Origin of the sequence: Cytobacillus firmus (genome assembly GCF_023657595.1) — a bacterium.
Taxonomy (GTDB): Bacteria; Bacillota; Bacilli; order Bacillales; family Cytobacillaceae; genus Cytobacillus; species Cytobacillus firmus_B.
The window spans coordinates 1,590,616-1,612,260 of the sequence record NZ_CP098323.1 but is presented as its reverse complement, the minus strand read 5'-3'; the positions used below and the strand labels follow the sequence as shown (position 1 = coordinate 1,612,260).

Annotated in this window: 26 protein-coding genes; 9 read left to right on the top strand and 17 right to left on the bottom strand. The window is 39.8% G+C overall.

Annotated elements, in window-relative coordinates; translation table 11 throughout:
* Positions 1 to 139 precede the first annotated feature (139 nt).
* Positions 140 to 340, top strand: coding sequence for a YlaI family protein (locus NAF01_RS08415; RefSeq protein WP_035328651.1), 201 nt, complete (start codon positions 140 to 142; stop codon positions 338 to 340).
* 64 nt (positions 341 to 404) lie between these two features.
* Here the strand turns inward: NAF01_RS08415 and NAF01_RS08410 are convergent, their stop codons facing one another.
* The 3 genes from NAF01_RS08410 to typA are packed head-to-tail and all read right to left on the bottom strand — an operon-like array spanning position 405 to position 2,891.
* Entirely contained in the window at positions 405 to 695 is a 291-nt protein-coding gene (locus NAF01_RS08410; RefSeq protein ID WP_048010621.1) for a hypothetical protein, read from the bottom strand.
* A 15-nt stretch (positions 696 to 710) separates the two neighbouring features.
* Complete coding sequence (locus NAF01_RS08405; RefSeq protein ID WP_035328645.1) at positions 711 to 1,025, bottom strand: YlaH-like family protein; 315 nt, start codon at positions 1,023 to 1,025, stop codon at positions 711 to 713.
* 27 nt (positions 1,026 to 1,052) lie between these two features.
* A complete protein-coding gene (gene typA / locus NAF01_RS08400) occupies positions 1,053 to 2,891 on the bottom strand; it encodes a translational GTPase TypA (protein ID WP_035328642.1) in 1,839 nt (612 codons plus the stop codon).
* A 218-nt stretch (positions 2,892 to 3,109) separates the two neighbouring features.
* Between typA and NAF01_RS08395 the strand changes: the two genes are divergently transcribed.
* Positions 3,110 to 3,295 (top strand): YlaF family protein, encoded by a 186-nt coding sequence (locus tag NAF01_RS08395; protein WP_048010622.1) that lies wholly within the window; start codon positions 3,110 to 3,112, stop codon positions 3,293 to 3,295.
* Between the two features lie 33 nt (positions 3,296 to 3,328).
* On the opposite strand, the gene NAF01_RS08390 is transcribed toward NAF01_RS08395, so the two are convergent.
* The 3 genes from NAF01_RS08390 to NAF01_RS08380 all read right to left on the bottom strand — a co-directional run bounded on the left by NAF01_RS08390 (position 3,329) and on the right by NAF01_RS08380 (position 5,307).
* Positions 3,329 to 3,799 carry a GNAT family N-acetyltransferase gene (locus NAF01_RS08390; protein ID WP_048010623.1) on the bottom strand — a complete coding sequence of 157 codons (471 nt, stop codon included), beginning with the start codon at positions 3,797 to 3,799 and terminating at the stop codon, positions 3,329 to 3,331.
* Complete coding sequence (locus tag NAF01_RS08385; protein ID WP_048010624.1) at positions 3,786 to 4,586, bottom strand: inositol monophosphatase family protein; 801 nt, start codon at positions 4,584 to 4,586, stop codon at positions 3,786 to 3,788. The genes NAF01_RS08390 and NAF01_RS08385 overlap by 14 nt, the downstream gene beginning before the upstream one ends.
* A 526-nt stretch (positions 4,587 to 5,112) precedes the next feature.
* A complete protein-coding gene (locus NAF01_RS08380; protein ID WP_035328635.1) occupies positions 5,113 to 5,307 on the bottom strand; it encodes a hypothetical protein in 195 nt (64 codons plus the stop codon).
* Between the two features lie 195 nt (positions 5,308 to 5,502).
* Here NAF01_RS08380 and NAF01_RS08375 point away from each other — a divergent pair, with 195 nt between their 5' ends.
* The gene (locus NAF01_RS08375; RefSeq protein WP_048010625.1) at positions 5,503 to 6,123 is read left to right on the top strand and encodes a YktB family protein; all 621 of its coding nucleotides are present in this window, start codon (positions 5,503 to 5,505) and stop codon (positions 6,121 to 6,123) included.
* 79 nt (positions 6,124 to 6,202) lie between these two features.
* Here NAF01_RS08375 and NAF01_RS08370 read toward each other — a convergent pair whose 3' ends face one another.
* Entirely contained in the window at positions 6,203 to 6,478 is a 276-nt protein-coding gene (locus NAF01_RS08370) for a UPF0223 family protein (protein ID WP_048010626.1), read from the bottom strand.
* 42 nt (positions 6,479 to 6,520) lie between these two features.
* A complete protein-coding gene (locus NAF01_RS08365) occupies positions 6,521 to 7,480 on the bottom strand; it encodes an NAD(P)H-dependent flavin oxidoreductase (RefSeq protein WP_048010627.1) in 960 nt (319 codons plus the stop codon).
* A gap of 242 nt (positions 7,481 to 7,722) precedes the next feature.
* On the opposite strand from NAF01_RS08365, the gene NAF01_RS08360 reads away from it, so the two are divergent.
* Entirely contained in the window at positions 7,723 to 9,192 is a 1,470-nt protein-coding gene (locus tag NAF01_RS08360; protein WP_048010628.1) for an aminotransferase class I/II-fold pyridoxal phosphate-dependent enzyme, read from the top strand.
* Between the two features lie 47 nt (positions 9,193 to 9,239).
* Here the strand turns inward: NAF01_RS08360 and NAF01_RS08355 are convergent, their stop codons facing one another.
* Together NAF01_RS08355 and NAF01_RS08350 are read right to left on the bottom strand one after the other, a co-directional pair.
* Positions 9,240 to 9,368 (bottom strand): GapA-binding peptide SR1P, encoded by a 129-nt coding sequence (locus NAF01_RS08355; protein WP_048010629.1) that lies wholly within the window; start codon positions 9,366 to 9,368, stop codon positions 9,240 to 9,242.
* Positions 9,369 to 9,579: 211 nt separating this feature from the next.
* Positions 9,580 to 9,879 carry a DUF3055 domain-containing protein gene (locus NAF01_RS08350; protein WP_035328617.1) on the bottom strand — a complete coding sequence of 100 codons (300 nt, stop codon included), beginning with the start codon at positions 9,877 to 9,879 and terminating at the stop codon, positions 9,580 to 9,582.
* 175 nt (positions 9,880 to 10,054) lie between these two features.
* Here NAF01_RS08350 and NAF01_RS08345 point away from each other — a divergent pair, with 175 nt between their 5' ends.
* Complete coding sequence (locus tag NAF01_RS08345; RefSeq protein ID WP_172581917.1) at positions 10,055 to 10,489, top strand: DUF1885 family protein; 435 nt, start codon at positions 10,055 to 10,057, stop codon at positions 10,487 to 10,489.
* A gap of 37 nt (positions 10,490 to 10,526) precedes the next feature.
* On the opposite strand, the gene NAF01_RS08340 is transcribed toward NAF01_RS08345, so the two are convergent.
* Positions 10,527 to 11,375 (bottom strand): polysaccharide deacetylase family protein, encoded by an 849-nt coding sequence (locus tag NAF01_RS08340; RefSeq protein WP_250802124.1) that lies wholly within the window; start codon positions 11,373 to 11,375, stop codon positions 10,527 to 10,529.
* Positions 11,376 to 11,740: 365 nt separating this feature from the next.
* On the opposite strand from NAF01_RS08340, the gene NAF01_RS08335 reads away from it, so the two are divergent.
* The gene (locus NAF01_RS08335; RefSeq protein ID WP_048010631.1) at positions 11,741 to 13,249 is read left to right on the top strand and encodes a glycine betaine uptake BCCT transporter; all 1,509 of its coding nucleotides are present in this window, start codon (positions 11,741 to 11,743) and stop codon (positions 13,247 to 13,249) included.
* Positions 13,250 to 13,317: 68 nt separating this feature from the next.
* Here NAF01_RS08335 and NAF01_RS08330 read toward each other — a convergent pair whose 3' ends face one another.
* On the bottom strand, positions 13,318 to 13,563 hold the full coding sequence (locus NAF01_RS08330) for a hypothetical protein (RefSeq protein WP_250802123.1): 246 nt from the start codon (positions 13,561 to 13,563) through the stop codon (positions 13,318 to 13,320).
* 273 nt (positions 13,564 to 13,836) lie between these two features.
* Here NAF01_RS08330 and NAF01_RS08325 point away from each other — a divergent pair, with 273 nt between their 5' ends.
* Positions 13,837 to 14,214, top strand: a complete 378-nt coding sequence (locus tag NAF01_RS08325; RefSeq protein ID WP_048010633.1) for an NUDIX hydrolase — start codon at positions 13,837 to 13,839, stop codon at positions 14,212 to 14,214.
* Between the two features lie 56 nt (positions 14,215 to 14,270).
* Here the strand turns inward: NAF01_RS08325 and lpdA are convergent, their stop codons facing one another.
* From lpdA to NAF01_RS08300, 5 genes are all read right to left on the bottom strand, one after another.
* Complete coding sequence (gene lpdA / locus NAF01_RS08320) at positions 14,271 to 15,680, bottom strand: dihydrolipoyl dehydrogenase (RefSeq protein ID WP_048010634.1); 1,410 nt, start codon at positions 15,678 to 15,680, stop codon at positions 14,271 to 14,273.
* A gap of 6 nt (positions 15,681 to 15,686) precedes the next feature.
* Positions 15,687 to 17,033, bottom strand: coding sequence for a dihydrolipoamide acetyltransferase family protein (locus NAF01_RS08315; RefSeq protein ID WP_048010635.1), 1,347 nt, complete (start codon positions 17,031 to 17,033; stop codon positions 15,687 to 15,689).
* Positions 17,034 to 17,117: 84 nt separating this feature from the next.
* Positions 17,118 to 18,095, bottom strand: coding sequence for an alpha-ketoacid dehydrogenase subunit beta (locus NAF01_RS08310; protein ID WP_250802122.1), 978 nt, complete (start codon positions 18,093 to 18,095; stop codon positions 17,118 to 17,120).
* Positions 18,096 to 18,098: 3 nt separating this feature from the next.
* Positions 18,099 to 19,214: a pyruvate dehydrogenase (acetyl-transferring) E1 component subunit alpha gene (pdhA, locus tag NAF01_RS08305; protein WP_048010637.1), complete on the bottom strand. Its 1,116-nt coding sequence runs from the start codon at positions 19,212 to 19,214 to the stop codon at positions 18,099 to 18,101.
* Between the two features lie 595 nt (positions 19,215 to 19,809).
* Positions 19,810 to 20,478 (bottom strand): YkyA family protein, encoded by a 669-nt coding sequence (locus NAF01_RS08300; RefSeq protein ID WP_048010638.1) that lies wholly within the window; start codon positions 20,476 to 20,478, stop codon positions 19,810 to 19,812.
* A gap of 264 nt (positions 20,479 to 20,742) precedes the next feature.
* Between NAF01_RS08300 and NAF01_RS08295 the strand changes: the two genes are divergently transcribed.
* Both NAF01_RS08295 and def read left to right on the top strand, forming a co-directional pair.
* On the top strand, positions 20,743 to 20,877 hold the full coding sequence (locus NAF01_RS08295) for a YjcZ family sporulation protein (protein WP_082139011.1): 135 nt from the start codon (positions 20,743 to 20,745) through the stop codon (positions 20,875 to 20,877).
* A gap of 176 nt (positions 20,878 to 21,053) precedes the next feature.
* Positions 21,054 to 21,605 carry a peptide deformylase gene (def, locus tag NAF01_RS08290; RefSeq protein WP_048010640.1) on the top strand — a complete coding sequence of 184 codons (552 nt, stop codon included), beginning with the start codon at positions 21,054 to 21,056 and terminating at the stop codon, positions 21,603 to 21,605.
* The last annotated feature ends 40 nt before the right edge of the window (positions 21,606 to 21,645 follow it).

The window sequence follows — 21,645 nt, the reverse complement described above, 5'->3', positions numbered from 1 at the left end:
TCCTCGGATAAACACCTTACGAAGGAAATGCGTCAGCATTTTCGAGGATCAAGTGCCCACAGCGAAAATCAACTCAGTGAAATAAGTTATTGAAAAGCAACAAACTTTAGGAAAACAGCAAAACAATATGAGGTGTCCCATGCGAGTAAAATGTGTACTATGTGATAAGATTGAATCCATTGAAAACGAGTCCTTACAGGCTAAACGCCTTCGCAACCGCCCGATTCACACATATATGTGCAGACCATGCGAAACAAGAATTACAGAAAAAACACAAAAAAGAGCTGATACTGGAAACTTTAAGCTATATCGGAGCAAAGTTCAGGAGGAAGAATGGTGAACTGCACACCATTCCATGAACAGCAAAAAAGCCGCCCCAAACATTTTGTCTGGGGCGGCTTCTTTTAATCCTCCGGATAATTTACATATTTTTCAGGTTCACTTTGAATCTGTTTAAGCATTACTTCTATCAATTCACAGGGAAAACGGCTCTTATTCCGTTCTTCCCCCTTTGTGTATTGCACATAATACATTACATCATCTTTTTCAAAGTGAATATCGGAAATATTATGCTCTTCCGACAGAATCTCAAAGAACATTCTTTCAGTGTCTGCTGCTGCTGTGTCATCCGGACGATCCTCACAGACAATTTTTATCGTCAGCCAGTTATACAGTGAATCCTGCAAAGACTTCATCCCAGCATCTCCCTGTTATTCCGCCTTTGCCTGTTCCTTCTTTTCCTGGTTAAGGCGGATTTTGTAAATGATTAAGATTAATGCAGCCACAACAAGACCTTCTGCTACAGGAAGGAATACTCCAAGAAATGTCAGCATCGTACAGCCTAAAATCAAGAAAGTGTATATCATAGCTGATTTTAAAATTGGGAGTTTCTTGGCAAACCCTAATTTAAATACCAATATTGACAGCAGAACAATTGTTATATAAAGAAGCCACATTCCAGTTGTGGGATTCTCATCGACTTTGAACAAAGCAGCAAAAAAAGACAGGCGCTGTGATACATCCATATCCTTATCTCCTCCCCCTTCTTAGTCTTAGTTAGTTTCAGCGTATTTCTTCTTCTTGGCCATTCTTTCTCTTTCATTCTTATCAAGAAGTTTCTTTCTCAGTCTGATTGACTCAGGTGTTACTTCAAGCAGCTCATCATCATTCAAGTATTCCAGAGCTTCTTCTAGTGTCATAATACGCGGCTTTTTAATTACATTCGTCTGATCCTTATTAGCAGAACGGATGTTCGTCGCATGCTTCACTTTAGTGATGTTGACTGTAAGATCATTTTCACGAGTATGCTCTCCTACAATCATGCCTTCATAGATTTCAGTACCCGGCTCAACGAAAATTGTTCCTCGGTCCTCAACTTGCATAATTCCGTATGTGGATGACTTGCCGCTTTCCATAGACACTAGGACACCTTTGCTGCGTCCGCCGATTTGACCTTTAATTTCAGGCTGGTAGCTGTCAAATGTGTGGTTGATAATACCATAGCCACGGGTTAGCGTCATAAATTCGGTGGAGTAGCCAATCAGTCCGCGGGCAGGGACATTGAATGTCAGTCTTACTTGACCATTGCCGTTATTGACCATATCAAGCATTTCACCTTTACGGGTACCCATAGATTCAATAATTGAGCCAGTATTATCTTCCGGCACATCGATTTGAACACGCTCTACCGGTTCACAGCGAACACCGTCAATTTCTCTAATAATTACTTCAGGCTTAGAAACCTGCAGTTCAAAACCTTCACGGCGCATATTTTCAATCAGGATCGATAAATGCAATTCCCCACGTCCGGATACAACCCAGGCGTCAGGTGAATCTGTATTTTCAACACGAAGACTTACGTCCGTCTCAAGCTGTGCACGAAGTCTTTCTTCAACTTTTCTTGAAGTAATATATTTGCCTTCTCTTCCCGCGAATGGACTGTTGTTAACAAGGAAAGTCATTTGCAGAGTTGGTTCATCAATCCTTAGAACAGGAAGTGCTTCCTGATGCTCGACAGGGCACACAGTTTCCCCGACGTTAATGTCTTCCATTCCAGAAACGGCAATAAGGTCTCCAGGATAAGCTTCCTGGATCTCTTCACGCTTCAGTCCGAAGAAACCAAAGATCTTTGTAACCCGGAATTGCTTAACAGAGCCATCAAGTTTCATTAAAGCAACCTGCTGTCCGACCTTGATTGTCCCCCGGAATACCCGGCCAATTCCAATTCTCCCCACATAATCATTGTAATCAAGAAGTGCCACCTGGAATTGAAGCGGCTCTTCACGATTATCAGCCGGTCCAGGAATATGTTCAATGATTGCTTCATAAAGAGAATGCATGTCATCATCCTGCTTGTCAGGGGTAACACTTGAAGTTCCCGAAATAGCGGATGCATAAATAACCGGGAATTCAAGCTGATCTTCATCTGCACCCAGTTCAATGAACAAATCGATTACCTCGTCAACAACTTCTGTTGGACGGGCAGATGGTTTGTCAATTTTATTTACAACAACGATTGGCGTAAGTTTTTGTTCCAAAGCCTTTTTAAGAACAAAACGCGTCTGCGGCATACATCCTTCATATGCATCGACAACTAATAATACGCCGTCAACCATTTTCATGATCCGTTCAACTTCTCCGCCGAAATCGGCATGTCCTGGTGTATCCAGAATGTTGATTCTTGTATCTTTATATTTAACTGCAGTGTTTTTAGCTAAAATCGTAATACCGCGTTCTCTTTCCAGATCGTTTGAATCCATCGCACGCTCTTCCACGTGCTCATTTGAACGGAAAGTTCCGGACTGTTTTAAAAGCTCGTCAACCAATGTTGTTTTACCATGGTCAACGTGGGCTATAATCGCAATATTTCGAATATCTTCTCTTAATTTCAAAAGATTTCCTCCTATTTATCAAAACTGAATCAAATTCATTTTTCAACATTTTTCACAACTGATACATTATATCACAATTACTATAGAAACCTAAAAACTTTTTGTGTAAAATAATGTAGAGAAGGATATATTTCTGATAAATTATACTGCCGGGCAGTATATTCTCTACATATTTTTCACCAGTATTTAACTAAATTAATCCTCTTGGGAGTGAAATTATGAAGAATATCAAGTGGCCTTTATTAGCCTTTGCGATTGGAGCAGCTATATGCATGATGGGTATTGGCGTTGCGGTGGCTGAAAGAAGCATTTTTGGGATTATCCTGTCCATCATCGCTTTAATATTTGTGATGGGATATGGTTTTAAGACTAAGAAGAAAATGAGAGAAGAAGGTTTGTTATAATGAAAAACTGCAGCGATTGGCTGCAGCTTTTTTTCATATTAATGGACAGACCATTATTAAAAATTCCCGGCCATCGTCGGAAGTCTCCGACTTAAACTGCTCAAATCCGGCATCAGATAAAAAGTAAATCCATTTGGTCCGATTTTCAGGGACACCCGCAAAGAAAGACTTTTCGCCTTTTTTCTTTAATTCAGCGGCCAACAGTTCGATAACCGCTGTTCCGATTCCTTTTCTTCGCATATCTTTTTTAACAAGGATCGTACCGAGCCACGGCTTCCGGTTAGAAGGGGATAAATTCACATGGAAAGTAACGGCTGTTCGTTCTCCGTTAATACGCCAAATCTTCCACTCTCCATTCAATTCCTGATGCCTGGCCATATAATTGCACAGGTTATTCCCGCATTTTTCTTCTTCTTCCCAATCAGTGCTGTCCTTAATGACTTCTAAAAAAAAGGCCTGGTCTTCCTCTGTGAACTTGCTGCTTGATATGTTACCAATTGCCATTTTTTAAGTATTCTTTCATAATTTGCTGATGCAGCCCTGGCTTAGAGACAAAAACAGAATTGTTTTCAAGGTAGTTCAGCTCCTCACCTTTAACGGTTGTCGCAATTCCGCCCAATTCTTCAATCATAATCACACCAGCAGCGAAATCCCACGGAGCCAGACGCATGGTTATGTATGCATCAACTCTCCCGGATGCTATATATGCCATTTCCATTGCTGCTGAACCATAGGACCGTGTTCCCCTTGCATTTCTTACAAGTGGAGCCAGCAATGATGGATCAATCCTTCTATTTTCGGTAACCCATGTGGCATTCAATCCAATGATGGCTTTTGACACATCCGTTTCCTTTAAGGGAGGAAGTTCCAAATCATTCATGAATACACCATGCCCCTTCATGCAATGATATAACTCGTCATGAACTACATCATATATTAATCCGATTTTGCCTTTTCCATTTTCATAGATGCCGACAGAAATGGCAAAGTTTCTCTGCTGATGGACAAAGTTCATTGTTCCGTCAATCGGATCAATAATCCAGACGATTCCATCCAGGTCATTTAGCTTATCACCAAAACCTTCTTCACCAAGTATCCGGTGCTCAGGGTATTTTTCATTAATTTTCTTTATGAAGAATTGTTCTGTTTCCTGATCTATATCTGTCACTAAATCATTCGCATTTGACTTGGTGGTTATGGTCAAAGTTTTGCTGAAAGAATTTTTAATATTCCCGCCCGCCTCTTTAATCAAGGCTTTGGCATATGTATGAATCTCACTCCAATTTGTCATGGGACAGCCCTCCGCATAGTGATAGCATTAAAATATTTCTAGCTTAAATGAATTAGCAAGGTTCTTCAAGTTATATACTCTCCAATGGTAGGCGTTATCATTTCCGGGTGAATAATTATTTGCCGAGGACAAGCCGTCATTTGTTCATTTGGCTCTATTTTGAAAGATAGTGTTTTGTTTATGAATCCAGCCCGCTGATTTCCGCTGCAGGCACGCAGCGAACCCGCGGGGAGGAATGCGAGCTTCCTCGGCTTCGTCTGCGGGTCTCACACTTCCCTCTCCTCCCGCAGGACATTGAATAAGCTCCTCGAATAAAAACCGCACGAAGGAAATGCGTCATCATTTTCGAGGAATCAAGTGCCTGCAACGAAAATCAACTCAGCAATTAAACTTGATTATTAAGCAACAAATTTACGAAAATAACCAAAATAATAAACGAACTCCTCATAGCATCATGGAGTTCGTTTCTAATTTTTCCTTCTTATTTGCATTTTTTCTGCCTTTTCTCCTTTATCGACAATTCATCTTAAAGTGCTTTTAATCTAAGAAGTTCCTGCCTGATTTTTTCCAGCTTTAGTTTAGATTGTTTTTGAAGGTCTTCATTTTTTTCTGACATGGCATCAAACAAAGTAGCCAGCTCATAGTCCATTTCCAGCCTTAAAACCGCTGTTCTTTCCCTATCACCATTTTTCTTTTTCACTGTATTCATTAGTTGTTTCATTAGACAGTACACCCCTTCCAAAAGTGTTTAATTTTCTGACTATTTTTACTTTTATCATATGAAGGACAATTCTCAGTTGCAACTAATTTGTGCGATAACCTAAAACTTTATTTCGCCTATTCTATAGGACTTTAAATTTTTGGATTGCTCCCGGTTATGCTACAATATTTGACAAAGCATACAGGAGGTCAGCTTATGTCTTTTTCCGGTTTCACAAATGATGATTTTGATGTCTTTAAAATAGATGGATTGGATGAAAGAATGGACAGGTTAAAATCTGTTATTAGGCCTAAATTAGAAGAATTGAGCCACCATTTTGCACCATCCCTCGCGAACCTGTCAGGAGATGAAATGTTCCCTCATGTTGCCAAACATGCGAGAAGAACAAAGAATCCGCCAAATGATACTTGGGTCGCATTTGCAAGCAATCCTAGAGGGTATAAAATGCTTCCACATTTCCAGATTGGATTATGGGAAACGCATGTATTTATCTGGTTTGCCATCATCTATGAAGCACCAGATAAAATGGCTGCAGGCAAGTTATTTGAGAACAGCCTGGACAAGATTTATAAAGAAATACCCAATGATTATGTCTGGTCCGGCGACCACACAAAACCAGATGCTGTTTTGCATGAGCAAATGGACAAGGAAGAATTGAGATCCATGTTTCAGCGTCTGCAAAATGTTAAGAAAGCGGAAATTCTTTGCGGCTATCATATTTCTCGAGAAGATGCCGTACGCATGTCACCTGATCAGTTTATTGAAAAAGCTGAATCTGTATTTAGAAATTTATTACCCCTATACAAATTGGCATAAACATGTTTTCAGAACGTGGATTTGGCAGTAAAAAAAACAAAACCTTCAGCAAGTTGAAGGTTTTGTTTTTTTTCAAAGTCTATTTCTGCATTTTTAATTTGTCCCCGGCTGAACGTTCTTTAGCCAATTTTACTGTTCTGTATGAGGAATAGCCGCTTTGTTCTTCAAAGTCATCGCAGATGTTTTTCTCCTGAGCTTTCCCCGGAACGATTTCCTTGAAGCGTCTATATGCATTCATGAATTGTTCCCGCTCAATTCCTTTTTCGTATGCCATTTCAATGCTTTCAAAATATTTTATAACATCCACTATTTCTTCTGTTGACCAATCCTGGTCAATCGGGTATTGATATTCCATTGCCTTTCACCTCATTTATGATATTCATGATGCATTTTAACATTAATTTGTCCATTTCCCCCTGATGGTTTCACCTTCTGATATAATCCGCTCGAATAGTTCTTCCACAGTGGGGATATCCTTAATTAACCCCATAACTTGTCCAGCCCATGCAAACCCTTCCTGATCTTTCCCTTCATATATATATTTCTTATTAGCATTCCCGCTAATATAATCTTTTAACTGCTCATAGCCGCCATTTTGTTTTTCGATTTCCAGTATCTTATCCGACCATGGATTCGCAATCACCCTTGCAGGTGCACCTATTGTTCTCTTAATGACCACTGTGTCATTTTCTGTTCCTTCGACTAAGCGGTTTTTATATAATTCAGATGCATGGACGCATTCCTTTGTTGCAACAAATCTTGTCCCCATCTCAATACCCTCTGCTCCAAGACTTAATGCTGCCATAAGCCCCCTGCCATCTCCAATTCCTCCTGAGGCAATCACGGGTATAGAAACAGCATCAGCCACCTGAGGGACGAGTATGAAGGTTCCAATATCATCCCTGCCTAAATGCCCTCCGCCTTCCTGCCCTACAACCATTACTGCATCAGCACCAAGCTCCTCCGCCTTTACTGCCTGCCTTTTTGCAGCCACAAGAACAAGCTTCTTAACATTTACACCCTTTAATTGATCAAAAATAGGTGCAGGATTTCCACCTGTCATAGAAATAACGGGAACTTCTTCTTCAATGGCTATATCCAGATAATCAGAGAATGGCCTTCCATGCTGCCCAATAGCAAAATTAACCCCAAATGGCTTATCTGTCAATTTCTTAACCTTTTGAATCTCGTCTCTTAATTTTTCGGGACTGCTGAGAGACATTGCGGTAACCTGCCCTAAACCTCCTGCATTCGAAACAGCGGCAGCCAGATCTGAATAGGCAAGATGGGCAAGGCCCCCCTGTATAATTGGATATTTAATTTTAAGTAATTCTGTCACACGTGTATTCCAGTTCATTTATGTACCCTCCATTTCTTCATAATATTTTATTTCGATTTATGTGGTTTAATTTCCTGTTAACTTCTAAAACTAAACGGAAACTGAATTGTGGAGGCGAATGTCCGGAAAAGACACGCTTTAACAGAATGAAAAAACAATAGAACTTTCTATGCAAAGGGATTGAATAATGCTATAATGCAAATGTTTTAAATCAGCTTGAGCTTTCTGAAATATTATTATTAAAGAGGTGTGGGAATAAGTTGTCTCAATACAAAACACCGTTATTCAGCGGTTTGCTTGCGCACGCAAAGAAAGATCCCGTACAGTTTCACATACCCGGCCATAAAAAAGGAGCGGGGATTGATCCGGAATTCAGGGACTATATTGGAGATAATGCACTTGCCATTGATTTGATCAATATTGGCCCGCTTGATGATCTCCATCAGCCAAAAGGCATTATTAAAGAAGCCCAGGACCTTGCAGCTGAGGCCTTTGGAGCGGACAGGACATTCTTTTCCGTTCAAGGAACAAGCGGAGCCATCATGACCATGGTTATGGCTGTCTGCGGTCCCGGGGATAAAATAATTGTTCCGAGAAATGTTCATAAATCAGTCATGTCTGCCATTGTTTTTTCAGGCGCAACTCCTATCTTTATACATCCTGAAATTGATGAAAACCTGGGCATATCTCATGGGATTACAACTGAATCAGTATCGAAAGCCCTTGAACTTCATCCGGACGCAAAAGGGGTTTTAGTCATTAACCCTACTTATTTCGGTGTTTCGGCAGATTTGAAGAGAATCGTCGAAATTGCACATTCTTATAATGTGCCCGTGCTTGTGGATGAAGCCCATGGTGTGCATATTCATTTTCATGATGAGCTGCCCTTATCCGCCATGCAGGCAGGTGCTGATTTAGCCGCAACATCTGTCCACAAACTGGGCGGGTCCATGACGCAAAGTTCAATTTTAAATATGAAAGGAAATCTTGTTTCGGCCAAAAGGGTTCAATCCATTTTGAGCATGCTGACAACAACTTCCACTTCCTATTTATTGCTTGCCTCCCTGGATGTTGCCAGGAAACGTCTGGCTACTGAGGGAAAGGAGCTCATTCAAAAGACAATTGATTTGGCCCAATCCATTCGCCGCCGCATCAATGAGATTGACCGGCTCTATTGTGTCGGAGAAGAAATACTGGAAACCAAAGCCGCGCATGACTACGATCCAACCAAATTGATTATTTCAGTCAAAGAGCTTGGCATGAATGGTTTCGATGTGGAGAATTGGCTTCGGGAACATCATAATATTGAAGTAGAGATGTCTGATTTATATAATATCCTTTGCATTGTTACCCCTGGTGACTCTGAACGGGAAGCCGATATTTTAGTTACTGCTCTTGCCGAACTCGCCAGTGAGCGCAAAGGGAATACTGAAAAGCTTGAAACTCAAGTGCTTCTCCCTGATATTCCCGTTTTATCGCTTACACCTCGTGACGCATTTTATGCTGATACAGAGCTTGTTCCATTCGACGAGTCTGAGGGCAGAATAATTGCTGAATTCATTATGGTTTATCCGCCTGGAATACCTATTTTTATTCCGGGGGAAATCATAACCGGGGAAAACCTCCGTTATATAAAAACGAACATGGAAGCTGGACTGCCCGTTCAGGGACCTGAGGATTATGATTTCAAGTATCTTCGCGTTATTGAAGAGCACAAAGCCATCAGATAATATGCAAAAGAGCCTTCCATTTAGGAAAGGCTCTTTATGGTTAATGGCTATTTGTTTGTCTTCTCTGTTTTTTCTCCGTCACAGCAATTGCATTTTTTTGAATATAATACAGTTACTTTTTCATCCTCAAAGTGATCAATAGTTGAATTGCAAGCCTGGCATACGATTGTACCCATCTTTTCATTCTCCTTTTCAATGAGTTTTATTTGAAAGCGCTTTATCTTTAAATCTATAATAATATAACATTATTAATTTATCAAGCCTAATTGTATAACATAATTATTGCTTTATATTGGCATTCTCCTTATTACCCATTGAAACTCTTCATTAATAGTATGTCATAATATAAAAAAACAGACCGATTATGGCCTGTTTTTTTATATTATTTTAGTCGTATTGTTCCTCAAAACGGGCACCTGGGATTGCTTCTAAGAAAAATTCACTTAAATCTGCAGCCTGTTCATATAAATCAAGCTTGAATGCCTTTTGCAAATATTCGATGTCTTCGAGATCTTTAGGGTCGAGGAGAGTTGAGCGGCCTGTCTGCATACAAATAACCAGAGGCTTGGAAAAGAAGAGGTTTGTATATACAATTCCAAAATCATAACGTGTTGACTCCGTTGTAAAGCCAACAAAACGGACATTCACGTTTTCATGCTCATCATAGAGCTTCTCAAAAAAATCCATAAGATTCCTCCTTAGTTATAATAATATTTAGAATATTATTATAATTCATTATAGGCTCTTTGACAAGTAATATAAATTTACCTTACTATTTTAAGTTGTCATAAGATTTTATCTAATGCTAGAATGGAAGAGGATGTTCATTACCATAATTATTGGGATAATGGGGGGAAAGAAGTTGGCAGCTAATTCATTTATCAAGCTGGTTCCTTCATCAGCTAAGGAAAATATTTCAACAGAAGAGCTCAAAGAACTTTTTTTATATTACAGGGATATTACTGGAAAAACAGGCAGCCAGATTAAATGGGAATATAATGACGCCGCTTTTCCTTATGAGATAAAAGAGAAGCCTGAAGCAAAAGGAACCTGGTTTTACCTGCATTCTCAACATGACCGATATAACACCATATTGCTTGGCATTGACCAAGAAAAAGTGAAGGATGAAGACGGTTCTGAACGTGAGCAGTCTTACATACAAGTTACATTGCCGGAAGGTGCTACATTCGGGGATAAAGGCAAAGCAAATGAATTTTGCAAATTCCTCGCTAAAAAACTTCAAGGTGAATTGCATCTTTTCAATGGAAGAGTTATGTATTTTTATAAAAGAAAATAATCGCATTCTTAAAAAATGAGAACAGCAACGGCTGTTCTCATTTTGTTTCCGTGCTGATCAAAACTGGGTCAACTGGCGTAAATCCTTTATTTCTAAGCCCCTTCACAATATCCTCTAAAGCTTCTTTTGTCCATTCCCTATCATGCATCAATACGTTTGCACCTTTCGATAAATAGGGTGAATTAACCATTATATCTGCTAAAGCTTCTTTTGACTGATATTCCTTCTCCCAGTCATACCCGTATGTCCAATTCATGAGCACCATGTTTTCAGCTTCAGCAATTTTCCTGCTGTAGTCTGTAATAGACCCGAATGGTGCCCGAAAGAATTTTGGCCTCTCTCCAATAATCTCCTCAACTCGATCATTAAGGTCAACAATCTCTTTATACTGCTGCTCTTTAGGCAAGCTTTTCAGGTTTAGGTGACTATTTGTATGATTTCCAATAGCAAAGCCAAGTTCATGAATTTCCTTCAAAACTTTAGCTTCTTCCGGGGTATCTATGAAATGCCCATTAACAAAAAAGATTGCAGGTGCTGAAAGTTTCTTTAAAATCCTGGCCATTTCCAATGCATTTTTATCTGGAGCATCGTCAATGGTCAGTAATACAACTTTTGAATTGGCCTGATTAATTGGTTCTATTGACCAATTATGTTCATTTATCTTGTATTGCGGTTCTGGCAGGGATACCGCTTCTTCTTTTGGCTTTTCATCGGCATCAGCTTGGTTTTTTTCAGGTTTAGATGCCGGAACACTAGAATGATCAGCCAATTTATTTTCTTCTTGTTTTTCAAAATCTGATGGCTTATCTTCATCAGCAGAAAAATCCGTACATGCTGTCAAGATTATAACGAAAATAAAACAAATAAAAAATACAGCTTTTCTCATTGTTACCTCCCTTATGCATATTTCTTTAAACTCTCTTTCATAAGTGTTAGTATGTAACATGGCCTTTTTAAAAAAGTAGTTCCCCTTAGGAAATCTTACTATTACCTACTGATTTTACCCGAAACAGTCTCGGTTTGAACATTAAAAGTAAAATTTAGAAATTAGATTGGATTTCTACATCCTTTCGATTTTACTTTAAAGTCTGTTTTCGGGGAAGCTGCTCTCCCCTGCTGAGCTCCAATTGCTTAAAAAATCAAGCAAACACTATCAGGAAAGCGGGATATTTAAATGCCTGCATTTTTAGGATTGGAAGTTTTACAGAATTATTTTATTTAGGTTTATTTTATTGAGACTGGAGGGATTTGATGAAGAAACTGACACCCGTTTTTACGGTTTCAGTCATATTCACAGCAATATTTATTTTATGGGGATTAGTTCCGAAGACCATACTGCCAAAAGGCAACCTTGATTCTGTTACAGCAGCTGTTCAAGGATTCATATTGGAAAAATTCGGGTGGTTTTACCTTTTATCAGCTTCTATCTTTTTAATTTTTTCAATCCTATTAGCATTCAGCAAGTACGGAAATATTCGTCTGGGAAAGGATGCAGACAGGCCCGAATATAGCTACTTAAGCTGGTTTGCCATGCTTTTCAGTGCAGGGATGGGAATTGGCCTGGTTTTTTGGGGAGTTGCGGAGCCAATGTATCACTACTTTGCGCCACCTTTCCTTGAAGGGCAGACACCAGAAGCAGCAAGAGCTGCCATGAGGTACTCTTTTTTCCACTGGGGGCTTCATCCATGGGCTATATATACAGTTATTGGGCTTGCACTCGCTTATTTCCAGTTCAGGAAAGGTGCACCGGGAGTTATCAGTTCCATTTTGAGGCCAATTTTAGGGAGCAAAGTGGATGGTCCAATTGGAGTATTAATTGATTTTATAGCCGTCTTTGCTACTGTTTTTGGTGTTGCGACATCATTAGGTCTCGGGGCCATTCAAATATCTGGCGGACTTTCTGAAACATTTGACAGTATCGGCAATAATTTTACCACTCAGTTGATTATTATTTTGGTTGTGACAATTTTGTTTATGGTTTCAGCACAAACCGGTTTAAACAAAGGAATAAAATACTTAAGTAATTTAAATATTATTTTAGCTATCTCGTTATTGCTATTTCTGCTGTTTGTTGGCCCTACAAACTTTATTATGGATCTGTTTACAACAACGATTGGCTCTTATCTTCAAAATCTTCCTTCCATGAGCTTCAGGCTTAGTCCTTTTGATCAGGAGCTGACATGGTTTCAGGATTGGACCATTTTTTATTGGGCATGGTGGATTGCCTGGGCGCCATTTGTCGGCACATTCATAGCCAGAATATCACGCGGAAGGACAATAAGAGAATTCGTCATCGGCGTCCTTGCTGTTCCTACCCTCTTTGGAGCGCTTTGGTTCTCAGTTTTTGGAGGAACAGGCATATACCTTGAATTCTTTGAGGCAAAGCCTATTATGGAAACAATCGACCAGCAGGGAATGGAAGTTGCGCTGTTCACTGTGTTTGATAACTTCCCTTTCAGCACTGTTTTAAGCTTATTGGCTATATTCTTAATCAGTACATTCTTTATTACTTCTGCAGATTCAGCTACCTTTGTTCTTGGGATGCAGACGACAAACGGAAGCTTGAACCCTCCGGGCAAAGTGAAATTTGTTTGGGGCATAATCCAATCAGCCTCTGCAGCCATCCTTTTATGGACGGGAGGGCTGGAAGCACTCCAAAGAGCTTCAATTATAGCTGCACTTCCTTTTACAGTCATAATGCTCTTAATCGTGCTATCGCTGGCTAAATCGTTTAAAGAAGAAACCATACCAAAAAAATAGATGATAAAGACTAAAAAAATCGGCACCTGTAAATGGGTGCCGATTTTTTTTGCTTGTCACTTTGCCAATTACCAATGTGTAATGTAGGACATCGCAAAATGAAAAGAAGCATATAAGCTTAGGCTCATAACTGTAACCATAAATGTTTTCTTTGCTGACTTAATAACCCAATTTCCAATATTGATTGCCAAATAGAAAAAAACAAAAAACATAATAACTTTATATACGAGCTGATCATATTTTGACAGCCACTCAATGAAAGTATATCCGCTCCAGATTAACAACTGCAGTAAAAGAGCTGTGTAAATCTTCATACACTCCACCACCAAATTTTTTAATCATTACCCGTTTTATTAAAAGAAGAAACACTTGTGTTTGTAATATATGTTGAAAAGGATATTCTTATTTTTCATTTCTGTAACATTTGAATGACAAGCTAATATTTCCATTTACCATATGATAAAATACTCATAATTATTATGAATTGCTCACCTTCTGTCAAAAGGATGGAAAATTTTCATGACTTCTATACTGTTTTGGAGTCTCATGTAAAAAGGTGGAATTTATTATAAAGTGAGGGCAAAAGGATGAAAGGTCTGCCATTGTTATTGATTACTGCACTCTTGTTTGTGACCTCTTCATGCAATCATAAGGAAGTAAAAGAAGAGCTGAAGATAGACGATAATGTTAAGCAGCTTATTTTTTTTACTGATAATAAACAATATGAACAGGAAATTTCCTATTATGATGCCATCATAGAATTAAAGAGAAGCTATCCTGAACTAATTAAAGATATGAAAGTGATAACAGCAGCTGAAGCCAGTCACTTAAGCAATTATAAGGTAGAAAACTGCCCTGCCATTCTGCTGGTGTACCAGGACAAAGTATTAGTAGAAATAAAAGGCACTGTATCTAAAGATAAGATCATTTATCCGCTCGCCAAAGCCATGGATGAAAAGAACTAAAATCCGTAATCATCCACAAAAAATCCTTCCCTGACAGGGAAGGATTTTTTATAGTATTATTTTACAACGTGAATTGGGCTTCCAATAGCAACTTCTGCTGCTTCCATTGTGATTTCACCCAATGTAGGATGTGCGTGAATAGTCATTGCAAGATCTTCTGCAGTCATGCCTGCTTCAATAGCCAATCCAAGCTCTGCAATCATATCAGATGCACTAGCACCGGCGATTTGCGCACCAATTACAAGTCCATCTTCTTTGCGTGTCACAAGCTTTAAGAATCCGTCAGTGGAATCAAGTGCAAGGGCACGGCCGTTAGCTGCAAATGGGAACTTCGCTGCTGTTACTTCGATTCCTTCTTCTTTAGCCTGCTGCTCAGTATAGCCTACAGAAGCTAATTCAGGCTCAGAGAATACAACCGCAGGGATAGCCAAGTAATCAATTTCAGCGTTATGGCCTGCAATTGCTTCAGCTGCAATCTTGCCTTCATAAGAAGCTTTATGAGCTAATTGAGGACCTGCAACAATGTCACCAATCGCATAAATATTGCTCACACTAGTACGGCATTGTTTATCAATTTCAATAACACCGCGTTCAGTCATCTTAACGCCGGCTTGCTCTAAGCCAAGTTCGTCTGTATTTGGACGTCTTCCGACCATTACAAATACATAATCTGCGTCAAGAGACTTCTCTTCGCCTTTTTCTTCAAACTTAACGGTAACTCCATTTTCATTCTCTTCAACACCCTTAGCAAGTGCCTTCGTAATGAATTCAACGCCTTTTTTCTTCAGGTTGCGTTTAACAAGAGATGACATTTGCTTCTCAAAGCCGATTAGAATATCATCTGCACCCTCGAGAATCGTTACTTGTGAACCAAAGTTCGCATATGCTCCTCCAAGCTCGATTCCGATAACACCGCCGCCGATAACGACGATTTTCTCTGGAATTTCCTGAAGAGCAAGGGCGCCTGTTGAATCAAGAACACGTTTAGAGAATTTAAACGTCGGCAATTCAATTGGACGGGATCCTGTTGCAATAATTGCATTTTTGAATGTGTAAGTTTGTGCTGAATTTTCATCCATTACACGAAGGGTATTACCATCAACAAAGTATGCTTCACCGCGCACGATGTCAACTTTATTTCCCTTTAATAGTCCTTCCACTCCGCCTGTAAGCTTCTTGACTACACCGGATTTGAATTCTTGAACTTTTGTAAAGTCAACCTTTACGTTTTCAGCTGTAATTCCCATTACATCTGAGTGCTTAGCATTTTCGTAGCGGTGGCCTGCTGCGATTAAAGCTTTTGAAGGAATACATCCAACGTTTAAGCAAACTCCGCCCATATTTGCTTTTTCTACGATTGTAACTTTTTGTCCAAGCTGTGCTGCACGAATTGCTGCAACGTATCCCCCTGGACCCGCACCGATGACTATAGTATCTGTTTCGATTGGGAAATCTCCTACTACCATTTGTAATTACGCCTCCATTAACAATAGTTCTGGATCGTTCAGTAAACGCTTGATGTGATTCAATGCATTTTGTGCAGTTGCTCCATCAATAATTCTGTGGTCAAAGCTTAGTGATAATGCCAATACTGGAGCAGCAACAATTTCTCCATCTTTCACTACCGGCTTTTCAGCAATGCGGCCAATTCCAAGAATGGCAACTTCAGGGTGATTGATGACAGGAGTGAACCATTGTCCGCCTGCAGAACCAATATTTGTGATTGTGCAAGAAGCACCCTTCATTTCGTCTGGAGCAAGCTTGCCGTCACGTGCTTTACCAGCCAATTCATTGATTTCATTTGAAATGGCAAATGTAGATTTGCGGTCTGCATCCTTAACAACTGGCACGAGAAGACCTTTTTCAGTGTCTGCCGCAATACCAATGTTATAGTAATGCTTCTGGATGATTTCACCTGCTGCATCATCGATTGAAGTATTTAGTGCCGGGAATTCACGCAATGCACTTGTTAATGCTTTTACCACATAAGGAAGGAATGTTAGCTTAATTCCTTTATTCGCTGCAACTTCTTTAAACTTCTTGCGATGTGCAACAAGTTTCGTAACATCAATTTCATCCATTAATGTAACGTGTGGAGCTGTATGCTTAGAGTTTACCATAGCTTTTGCAATAGCCTTACGTATTCCGCTCATTTTCTCGCGAGTTTCCGGATATTGTCCAGCAGGAATCACCTGTGCAGCTGCCGGTGCAGTTTCTTTTGCTTCAGCTTGTGGTGCAGCTTCCTGAGCAGGCGCTTCATTAGCTTGAGTACCGCCATTTAAGAATGAATCAATGTCATCTTTCTGGATGCGACCATTTTTGCCGCTTCCAGCTACCTGGCGAATATCTACGCCTTTATCACGAGCGTATTTTCTGACTGAAGGCATTGCAATAATGCGGCGGTTAGGATCTACATCCGTGTCAGAAATGGCTACGCCTTCTTTTCGTTCACCCTGTGCAGGAGCTTCCTCTTTCTTTACATCCTGGCCAGCTTCAGCAGTAGCCTGTACCTGTGCTTCTGTTTTTTCTTCTTTAGGAGCCTCATCTTCATGGTCTCCCTTGAATTTAAGATCTTCATATCCCGGAGCATCAAAAGTGATCAAAACTTGACCTACAGTTGCGACTGTACCTTCTTCAACTAGGATTTCTTCAACTTTACCTTTAACTGGCGAAGGAATCTCTACAACCGCTTTATCATTTTGAACCTCACAAAGCACGTCATCTTCTTGTACTTCGTCACCCGGCTTTACAAACCACTTGACGATTTCACCTTCATGGATACCTTCACCGATATCAGGCAATCTAAATTGGAATGCCAATGGAATTCACCCTCCTATTATTTCAATCGTTCTAGTAAAACACGTCAGGGGGATATTTTCCCCCTTGTGTCATTAGTTATTCAATTAAAACTCAAGTACTTTTTTAGCTGTTTCAATTACATCTTTATAGTTTGGAAGCCAAACTGTTTCAGCCTGCGGGAAAGCAAATACAGTATCTGGTGCAGCTACACGCAGAACTGGTGCTTCCAGGCTTAGAATCGCACGGTCATTGATTTCTGCAACGACATTTGCTGCAATACCGGCTTGCTTTTGTGCTTCCTGAACAACAATCGCTCTTCCTGTCTTTTCAACAGAAGCAATAATTGTCTCGATATCAAGAGGAGCCACTGTACGCAAATCGATAACTTCAGCAGATTTCCCTTCTTTTTCAAGCTCTTCAGCTGCTTTTAAAGATTCATGGACCATTGCCCCGTAAGTTATAATCGTTACGTCAGAACCCTCACGTTTAACTTCTGCTTTGCCAAGAGGAATTGTATATTCTTCTTCAGGCACTTCCTGACGGAAAGAACGGTACAATTTCATATGCTCAAGGAAGATAACAGGGTCGTTATCGCGAATAGCTGAGATAAGAAGTCCCTTTGCATCATAAGGAGTTGACGGAATAACAACCTTTAGTCCAGGCTGCTGAGCCATTAATCCTTCAAGGCTGTCAGCGTGCATTTCAGGAGTATGTACCCCTCCCCCGAATGGTGAACGGATTGTAACCGGTGAATTATATCTTCCGCCAGAACGGTAACGCATACGTGCCAGCTGGCCGGAAATAGAATCCATTACTTCATAAACGAATCCAAAGAATTGGATTTCAGGTACCGGACGGAAGCCTTGTAAACCAAGACCGACTGCCAGACCGCCGATTCCGGATTCAGCCAGCGGTGTATCAAATACACGCTCTTCGCCAAATTCTTTTTGAAGGCCTTCGGTAGCACGGAAAACGCCGCCGTTAACGCCCACATCTTCACCGAATACCAATACATTCGGATCGTTGCGCAATTCTGTGCGAAGAGCATCAGTAATTGCCTGAATCATTGTCATTTGCGCCATGGCTTACTTCGACTCCTTTTCTTTGTATAGTTCATACTGTTCTTTTAGGTTGTAAGGCATTTCTTCATACATGATGTTCATAAGATCAGTAACCTTTTGCTTAGGTGTATCGTCAGCCTTTTTAATAGCTTCTTTAATATCTTCTTTTGCTTGTTCAATTACTTCGTTTTCCATATCTTCATTCCAGATTCCCTTATCTTCAAGGAACTTGCGGAAACGAACAAGAGGATCTTTCTTTTCCCATTCATTATCAAGGTCAGAAGTACGGTAGCGTGTTGGATCGTCACCGGCCATTGTGTGCGGTCCGTAACGATAAGTTAATGTTTCGATTAATGTAGGACCTTCACCATTCAATGCACGTTCACGAGCTTCGCGAACAGCTGCATATACAGCAAGCGGATCCATGCCATCAACCTGAATTCCTGGAATACCGGCCGCCACTGCCTTTTGTGCAATTGTTTTAGCTGCTGATTGTTTTTCAACAGGAGTAGAGATTGCAAAACGGTTATTTTGAACAATAAAGATAGCAGGTGCTTTGAATGCTCCTGCAAAGTTGATGCCTTCATAGAAGTCACCTTGTGAAGCACCGCCGTCGCCAGTATAAGTGATGGCAACTTTCTTTTCGCCGCGCTTTTTCATGCCAAGGGCAACCCCTGCAGTCTGAATATATTGTGCTCCAATGATAATCTGAGGTGAAATAACATTTACACCTTCAGGAATATTTCCGCCTTCGAAGTGCCCGCGGGACCATAGGAAAGCCTGGTATAACGGAAGGCCGTGCCAAATGATTTGAGGCACATCACGATAACCTGGAAGAATGAAATCTTCCTTCTCCAGTGCAAAATGAGATGCAAGCTGAGAAGCTTCCTGTCCGGCAGTAGGAGCATAGAAGCCCAAACGGCCTTGTCTGTTAAGTGAAATAGAACGCTGATCAAGAATACGGGTATAAACCATGCGGCGCATTAATTCCTGAAGCTGTTCATCGCTTAAGTCAGGCATTGCTGAATCATTAACAACCTTGCCTTCTTCATTTAAAATTTGTAGAGTTTGGAACTGTTCTTCAACTGTTTCGAGCTGTTTTTTCGCATCGAATTGTGCCTTCTTTGTTTTAGAAGCCATATCAGTCACCCTTTCCTTTCATAAAAAGACGTTAATTAAGAGTTTTTATACACAAAATTTAGGTTACCCAAAACGAAGCCATATTAGATACTCTTTCAAAAAGCAAAAAAGTACTTTTTCAGGCATGTTTTTATTAGCATCTCTAAATAGCAGAACGTTCTTTTCTGCCATATGCATACTTGTAACTAGTGTTCCACAGATCACTTCTAAAAAAACGTCTTTCTGTTCATCTTTAACTATCATATTCTGTATTAGTTTATTTTGCAACAAAATTGATACAGAAATACTTACGAGATTTAGTTTAATACACCTTCAGGACCTTCGTCAATTACCTTGCTTTTTGTTTTTCACAGTTATCATACTTTCTATATTTTTTATCAAATTCCAGAACTGTATTAACGTCTGCACCTGATCTGTATTATAAAAAACTATTATATTTTCATGTGTTATAGTAAAGAAATTTCACCTGTCATTATTTTGAAATAAAAACGTCTGCATACATTTAAGTAAGCGGATTCATAATGATCAGATGTCTCCATACGCATTAATAAACAAAAAACAAAAAATGCCGCGCATTTACATGCCGGCATTAATATTATTCTTTTGTATTTATTTCGAGCCCTGCTTCTCTATAAAAATCAAGTTTTGCTTCATTATACTCTTTTGTTTTTTCATTGAAATGCTTATTTGAAGACAGAATCTTTTCATACATTTCATTTATTTCACTAATTTGAGTTTCAAGCTGTTCGAGAGTAAGGTCTTCCTTTTTAAACATTGCGTACAGCTCTTTATCCAGTTTAAGCGCTTTTGAATAGTCCTCATAAAGAGTGTCATGTATTTTATATCTGCCCATCATTATTTCGTGCAGTTTTTTAGCTTTATCTCTCAGTTTTTGACTCTCTATTTCCTCTATGATCGGAGATAATGATTCAAATTCCTTTTTTGATGCCTGTATGCTTTTCTGCTCTTTCTCCATATGATTTTTCCGCTGGTCCACAATCGAGGAAGCCTCGTCAGACAGCTTCTTAATTTCCTCAAAATCCTTCATTCCCAGGTTGATAATTTTATCGTATAATTCCTTTTCTCTTTTCTCCAGCCTTACTAGCGGTTCCTGCTGCTTTTCAAAGTTCTTTTCTTTTTCAACTACATTCTCCAGAACATCATACACTTTTTCCTCTGGTTTTGGCTTGTTCATACAGCCTGAGAGGAAGATAGCTAAGATTATAAAAACAAGCAACAGTCTGCTTTTGTTCAAAATTGACACGTTGAAACCTCCTTACTTATAACATTTTTAACTATAAAGGTACCCGCCCTGTTTGACAATAGCCCTTTGGTTTGACACTTTTCACAACAGTTCACAGTTTGTCCTTTTTTGAAGTGTATTTAAAATTTATTCGCTTCGTTTTTCCTTTATGACTTGGGCAAAGGCCTACACCATTCATCATTTAAAACATAGGCTATATTAATCGTCCGATGTGGCAAGGCAAAAAAAATGGACGATAATCTTACTTTAGGGAGGTTATCCTTCATGTACGGATATGGCGGATACGGTTATGGATGCGGTTATCCAGTAGCGGGTGCCGGCTGCGGAAACGGCTTTGCGTTAATTGTAGTATTATTCATTCTCTTAATCATAGTTGGCTGCGCTTGCTGGAAGTTTTAATTACTTGAGAAGGTGCCAAAAGCGCCTTCTCTTATTAACTTTTTTCCGCCGCTCTGATAGACTGAATATATTAATATTAACGTAATGCCTGGCAAACCTTTGGCTTTGCCATATGGTCTTCTTGCCAACAATTTAGCCATTTTTTTATTCTTTATTACATAGCGGGAGTGATAATCATGCTGAGCATGCAAGATATTATACGCGACGGCCACCCAACATTAAGGAAAATTGCCGCGGAAGTAAACATGCCTCCATCTGCAGAGGAAAAACAAATCCTGAGGGAAATGATGGAATATGTAAAAAACAGCCAGGATCCTGAGCTTGCTGCTAAATATGGATTAAGGGCAGGCATTGGATTAGCCGCTCCTCAAATTAATATTTCCAAGAGGATGATTGCTGTCCATGTAACCTATAACGGCGAGCTGTTCAGTTATGCATTCTTCAACCCTAAGATTATCAGCCATTCTGTGCAGCGGTCTTATCTGGCTGCAGGAGAAGGCTGTTTGTCCGTTGATGAATCCATACCCGGTTTTGTGCCCCGATATTCAAAAGTGACTGTTAAAGGTATTGACCTGGATGGCAATGAAATAAAACTCAAGCTAAAAGGGTTGCCTGCGATTGTCTTCCAGCACGAGATTGATCATTTAAACGGAATCATGTTTTATGATCACATAAACAAACAAAATCCTTTTGAGCCAATCGAAAATGCCATTGCTGTAGAACGATAGAGTGCCGATGCATTCACGGCATTACAAAAGAAAGCCTCCA

Excerpts from the sequence above, each read along its gene's own strand:
- NAF01_RS08390 (WP_048010623.1), bottom strand. The coding sequence starts at position 3,799 with ATGGCAATTGGTAACATATCAAGCAGCAAGTTCACAGAGGAAGACCAG.
- NAF01_RS08350 (WP_035328617.1), bottom strand. The coding sequence starts at position 9,879 with ATGGATTTTTTTGAGAAGCTCTATGATGAGCATGAAAACGTGAATGTC.
- NAF01_RS08365 (WP_048010627.1), bottom strand. The coding sequence starts at position 7,480 with ATGAACTGGAATACACGTGTGACAGAATTACTTAAAATTAAATATCCA.
- NAF01_RS08395 (WP_048010622.1), top strand. The coding sequence starts at position 3,110 with ATGAAGAATATCAAGTGGCCTTTATTAGCCTTTGCGATTGGAGCAGCT.
- NAF01_RS08370 (WP_048010626.1), bottom strand. The coding sequence starts at position 6,478 with ATGGAATATCAATACCCGATTGACCAGGATTGGTCAACAGAAGAAATA.
- NAF01_RS08340 (WP_250802124.1), bottom strand. The coding sequence starts at position 11,375 with ATGAGAAAAGCTGTATTTTTTATTTGTTTTATTTTCGTTATAATCTTG.
- NAF01_RS08310 (WP_250802122.1), bottom strand. The coding sequence starts at position 18,095 with ATGGCGCAAATGACAATGATTCAGGCAATTACTGATGCTCTTCGCACA.
- NAF01_RS08325 (WP_048010633.1), top strand. The coding sequence starts at position 13,837 with ATGAAAGGTCTGCCATTGTTATTGATTACTGCACTCTTGTTTGTGACC.
- pdhA (WP_048010637.1), bottom strand. The coding sequence starts at position 19,214 with ATGGCTTCTAAAACAAAGAAGGCACAATTCGATGCGAAAAAACAGCTC.
- NAF01_RS08405 (WP_035328645.1), bottom strand. The coding sequence starts at position 1,025 with ATGGATGTATCACAGCGCCTGTCTTTTTTTGCTGCTTTGTTCAAAGTC.
- NAF01_RS08295 (WP_082139011.1), top strand. The coding sequence starts at position 20,743 with ATGTACGGATATGGCGGATACGGTTATGGATGCGGTTATCCAGTAGCG.
- lpdA (WP_048010634.1), bottom strand. The coding sequence starts at position 15,680 with ATGGTAGTAGGAGATTTCCCAATCGAAACAGATACTATAGTCATCGGT.
- NAF01_RS08375 (WP_048010625.1), top strand. The coding sequence starts at position 5,503 with ATGTCTTTTTCCGGTTTCACAAATGATGATTTTGATGTCTTTAAAATA.
- NAF01_RS08380 (WP_035328635.1), bottom strand. The coding sequence starts at position 5,307 with ATGAAACAACTAATGAATACAGTGAAAAAGAAAAATGGTGATAGGGAA.
- def (WP_048010640.1), top strand. The coding sequence starts at position 21,054 with ATGCTGAGCATGCAAGATATTATACGCGACGGCCACCCAACATTAAGG.
- NAF01_RS08335 (WP_048010631.1), top strand. The coding sequence starts at position 11,741 with ATGAAGAAACTGACACCCGTTTTTACGGTTTCAGTCATATTCACAGCA.
- NAF01_RS08385 (WP_048010624.1), bottom strand. The coding sequence starts at position 4,586 with ATGACAAATTGGAGTGAGATTCATACATATGCCAAAGCCTTGATTAAA.
- NAF01_RS08355 (WP_048010629.1), bottom strand. The coding sequence starts at position 9,368 with ATGGGTACAATCGTATGCCAGGCTTGCAATTCAACTATTGATCACTTT.
- NAF01_RS08410 (WP_048010621.1), bottom strand. The coding sequence starts at position 695 with ATGAAGTCTTTGCAGGATTCACTGTATAACTGGCTGACGATAAAAATT.
- NAF01_RS08415 (WP_035328651.1), top strand. The coding sequence starts at position 140 with ATGCGAGTAAAATGTGTACTATGTGATAAGATTGAATCCATTGAAAAC.
- NAF01_RS08330 (WP_250802123.1), bottom strand. The coding sequence starts at position 13,563 with ATGAAGATTTACACAGCTCTTTTACTGCAGTTGTTAATCTGGAGCGGA.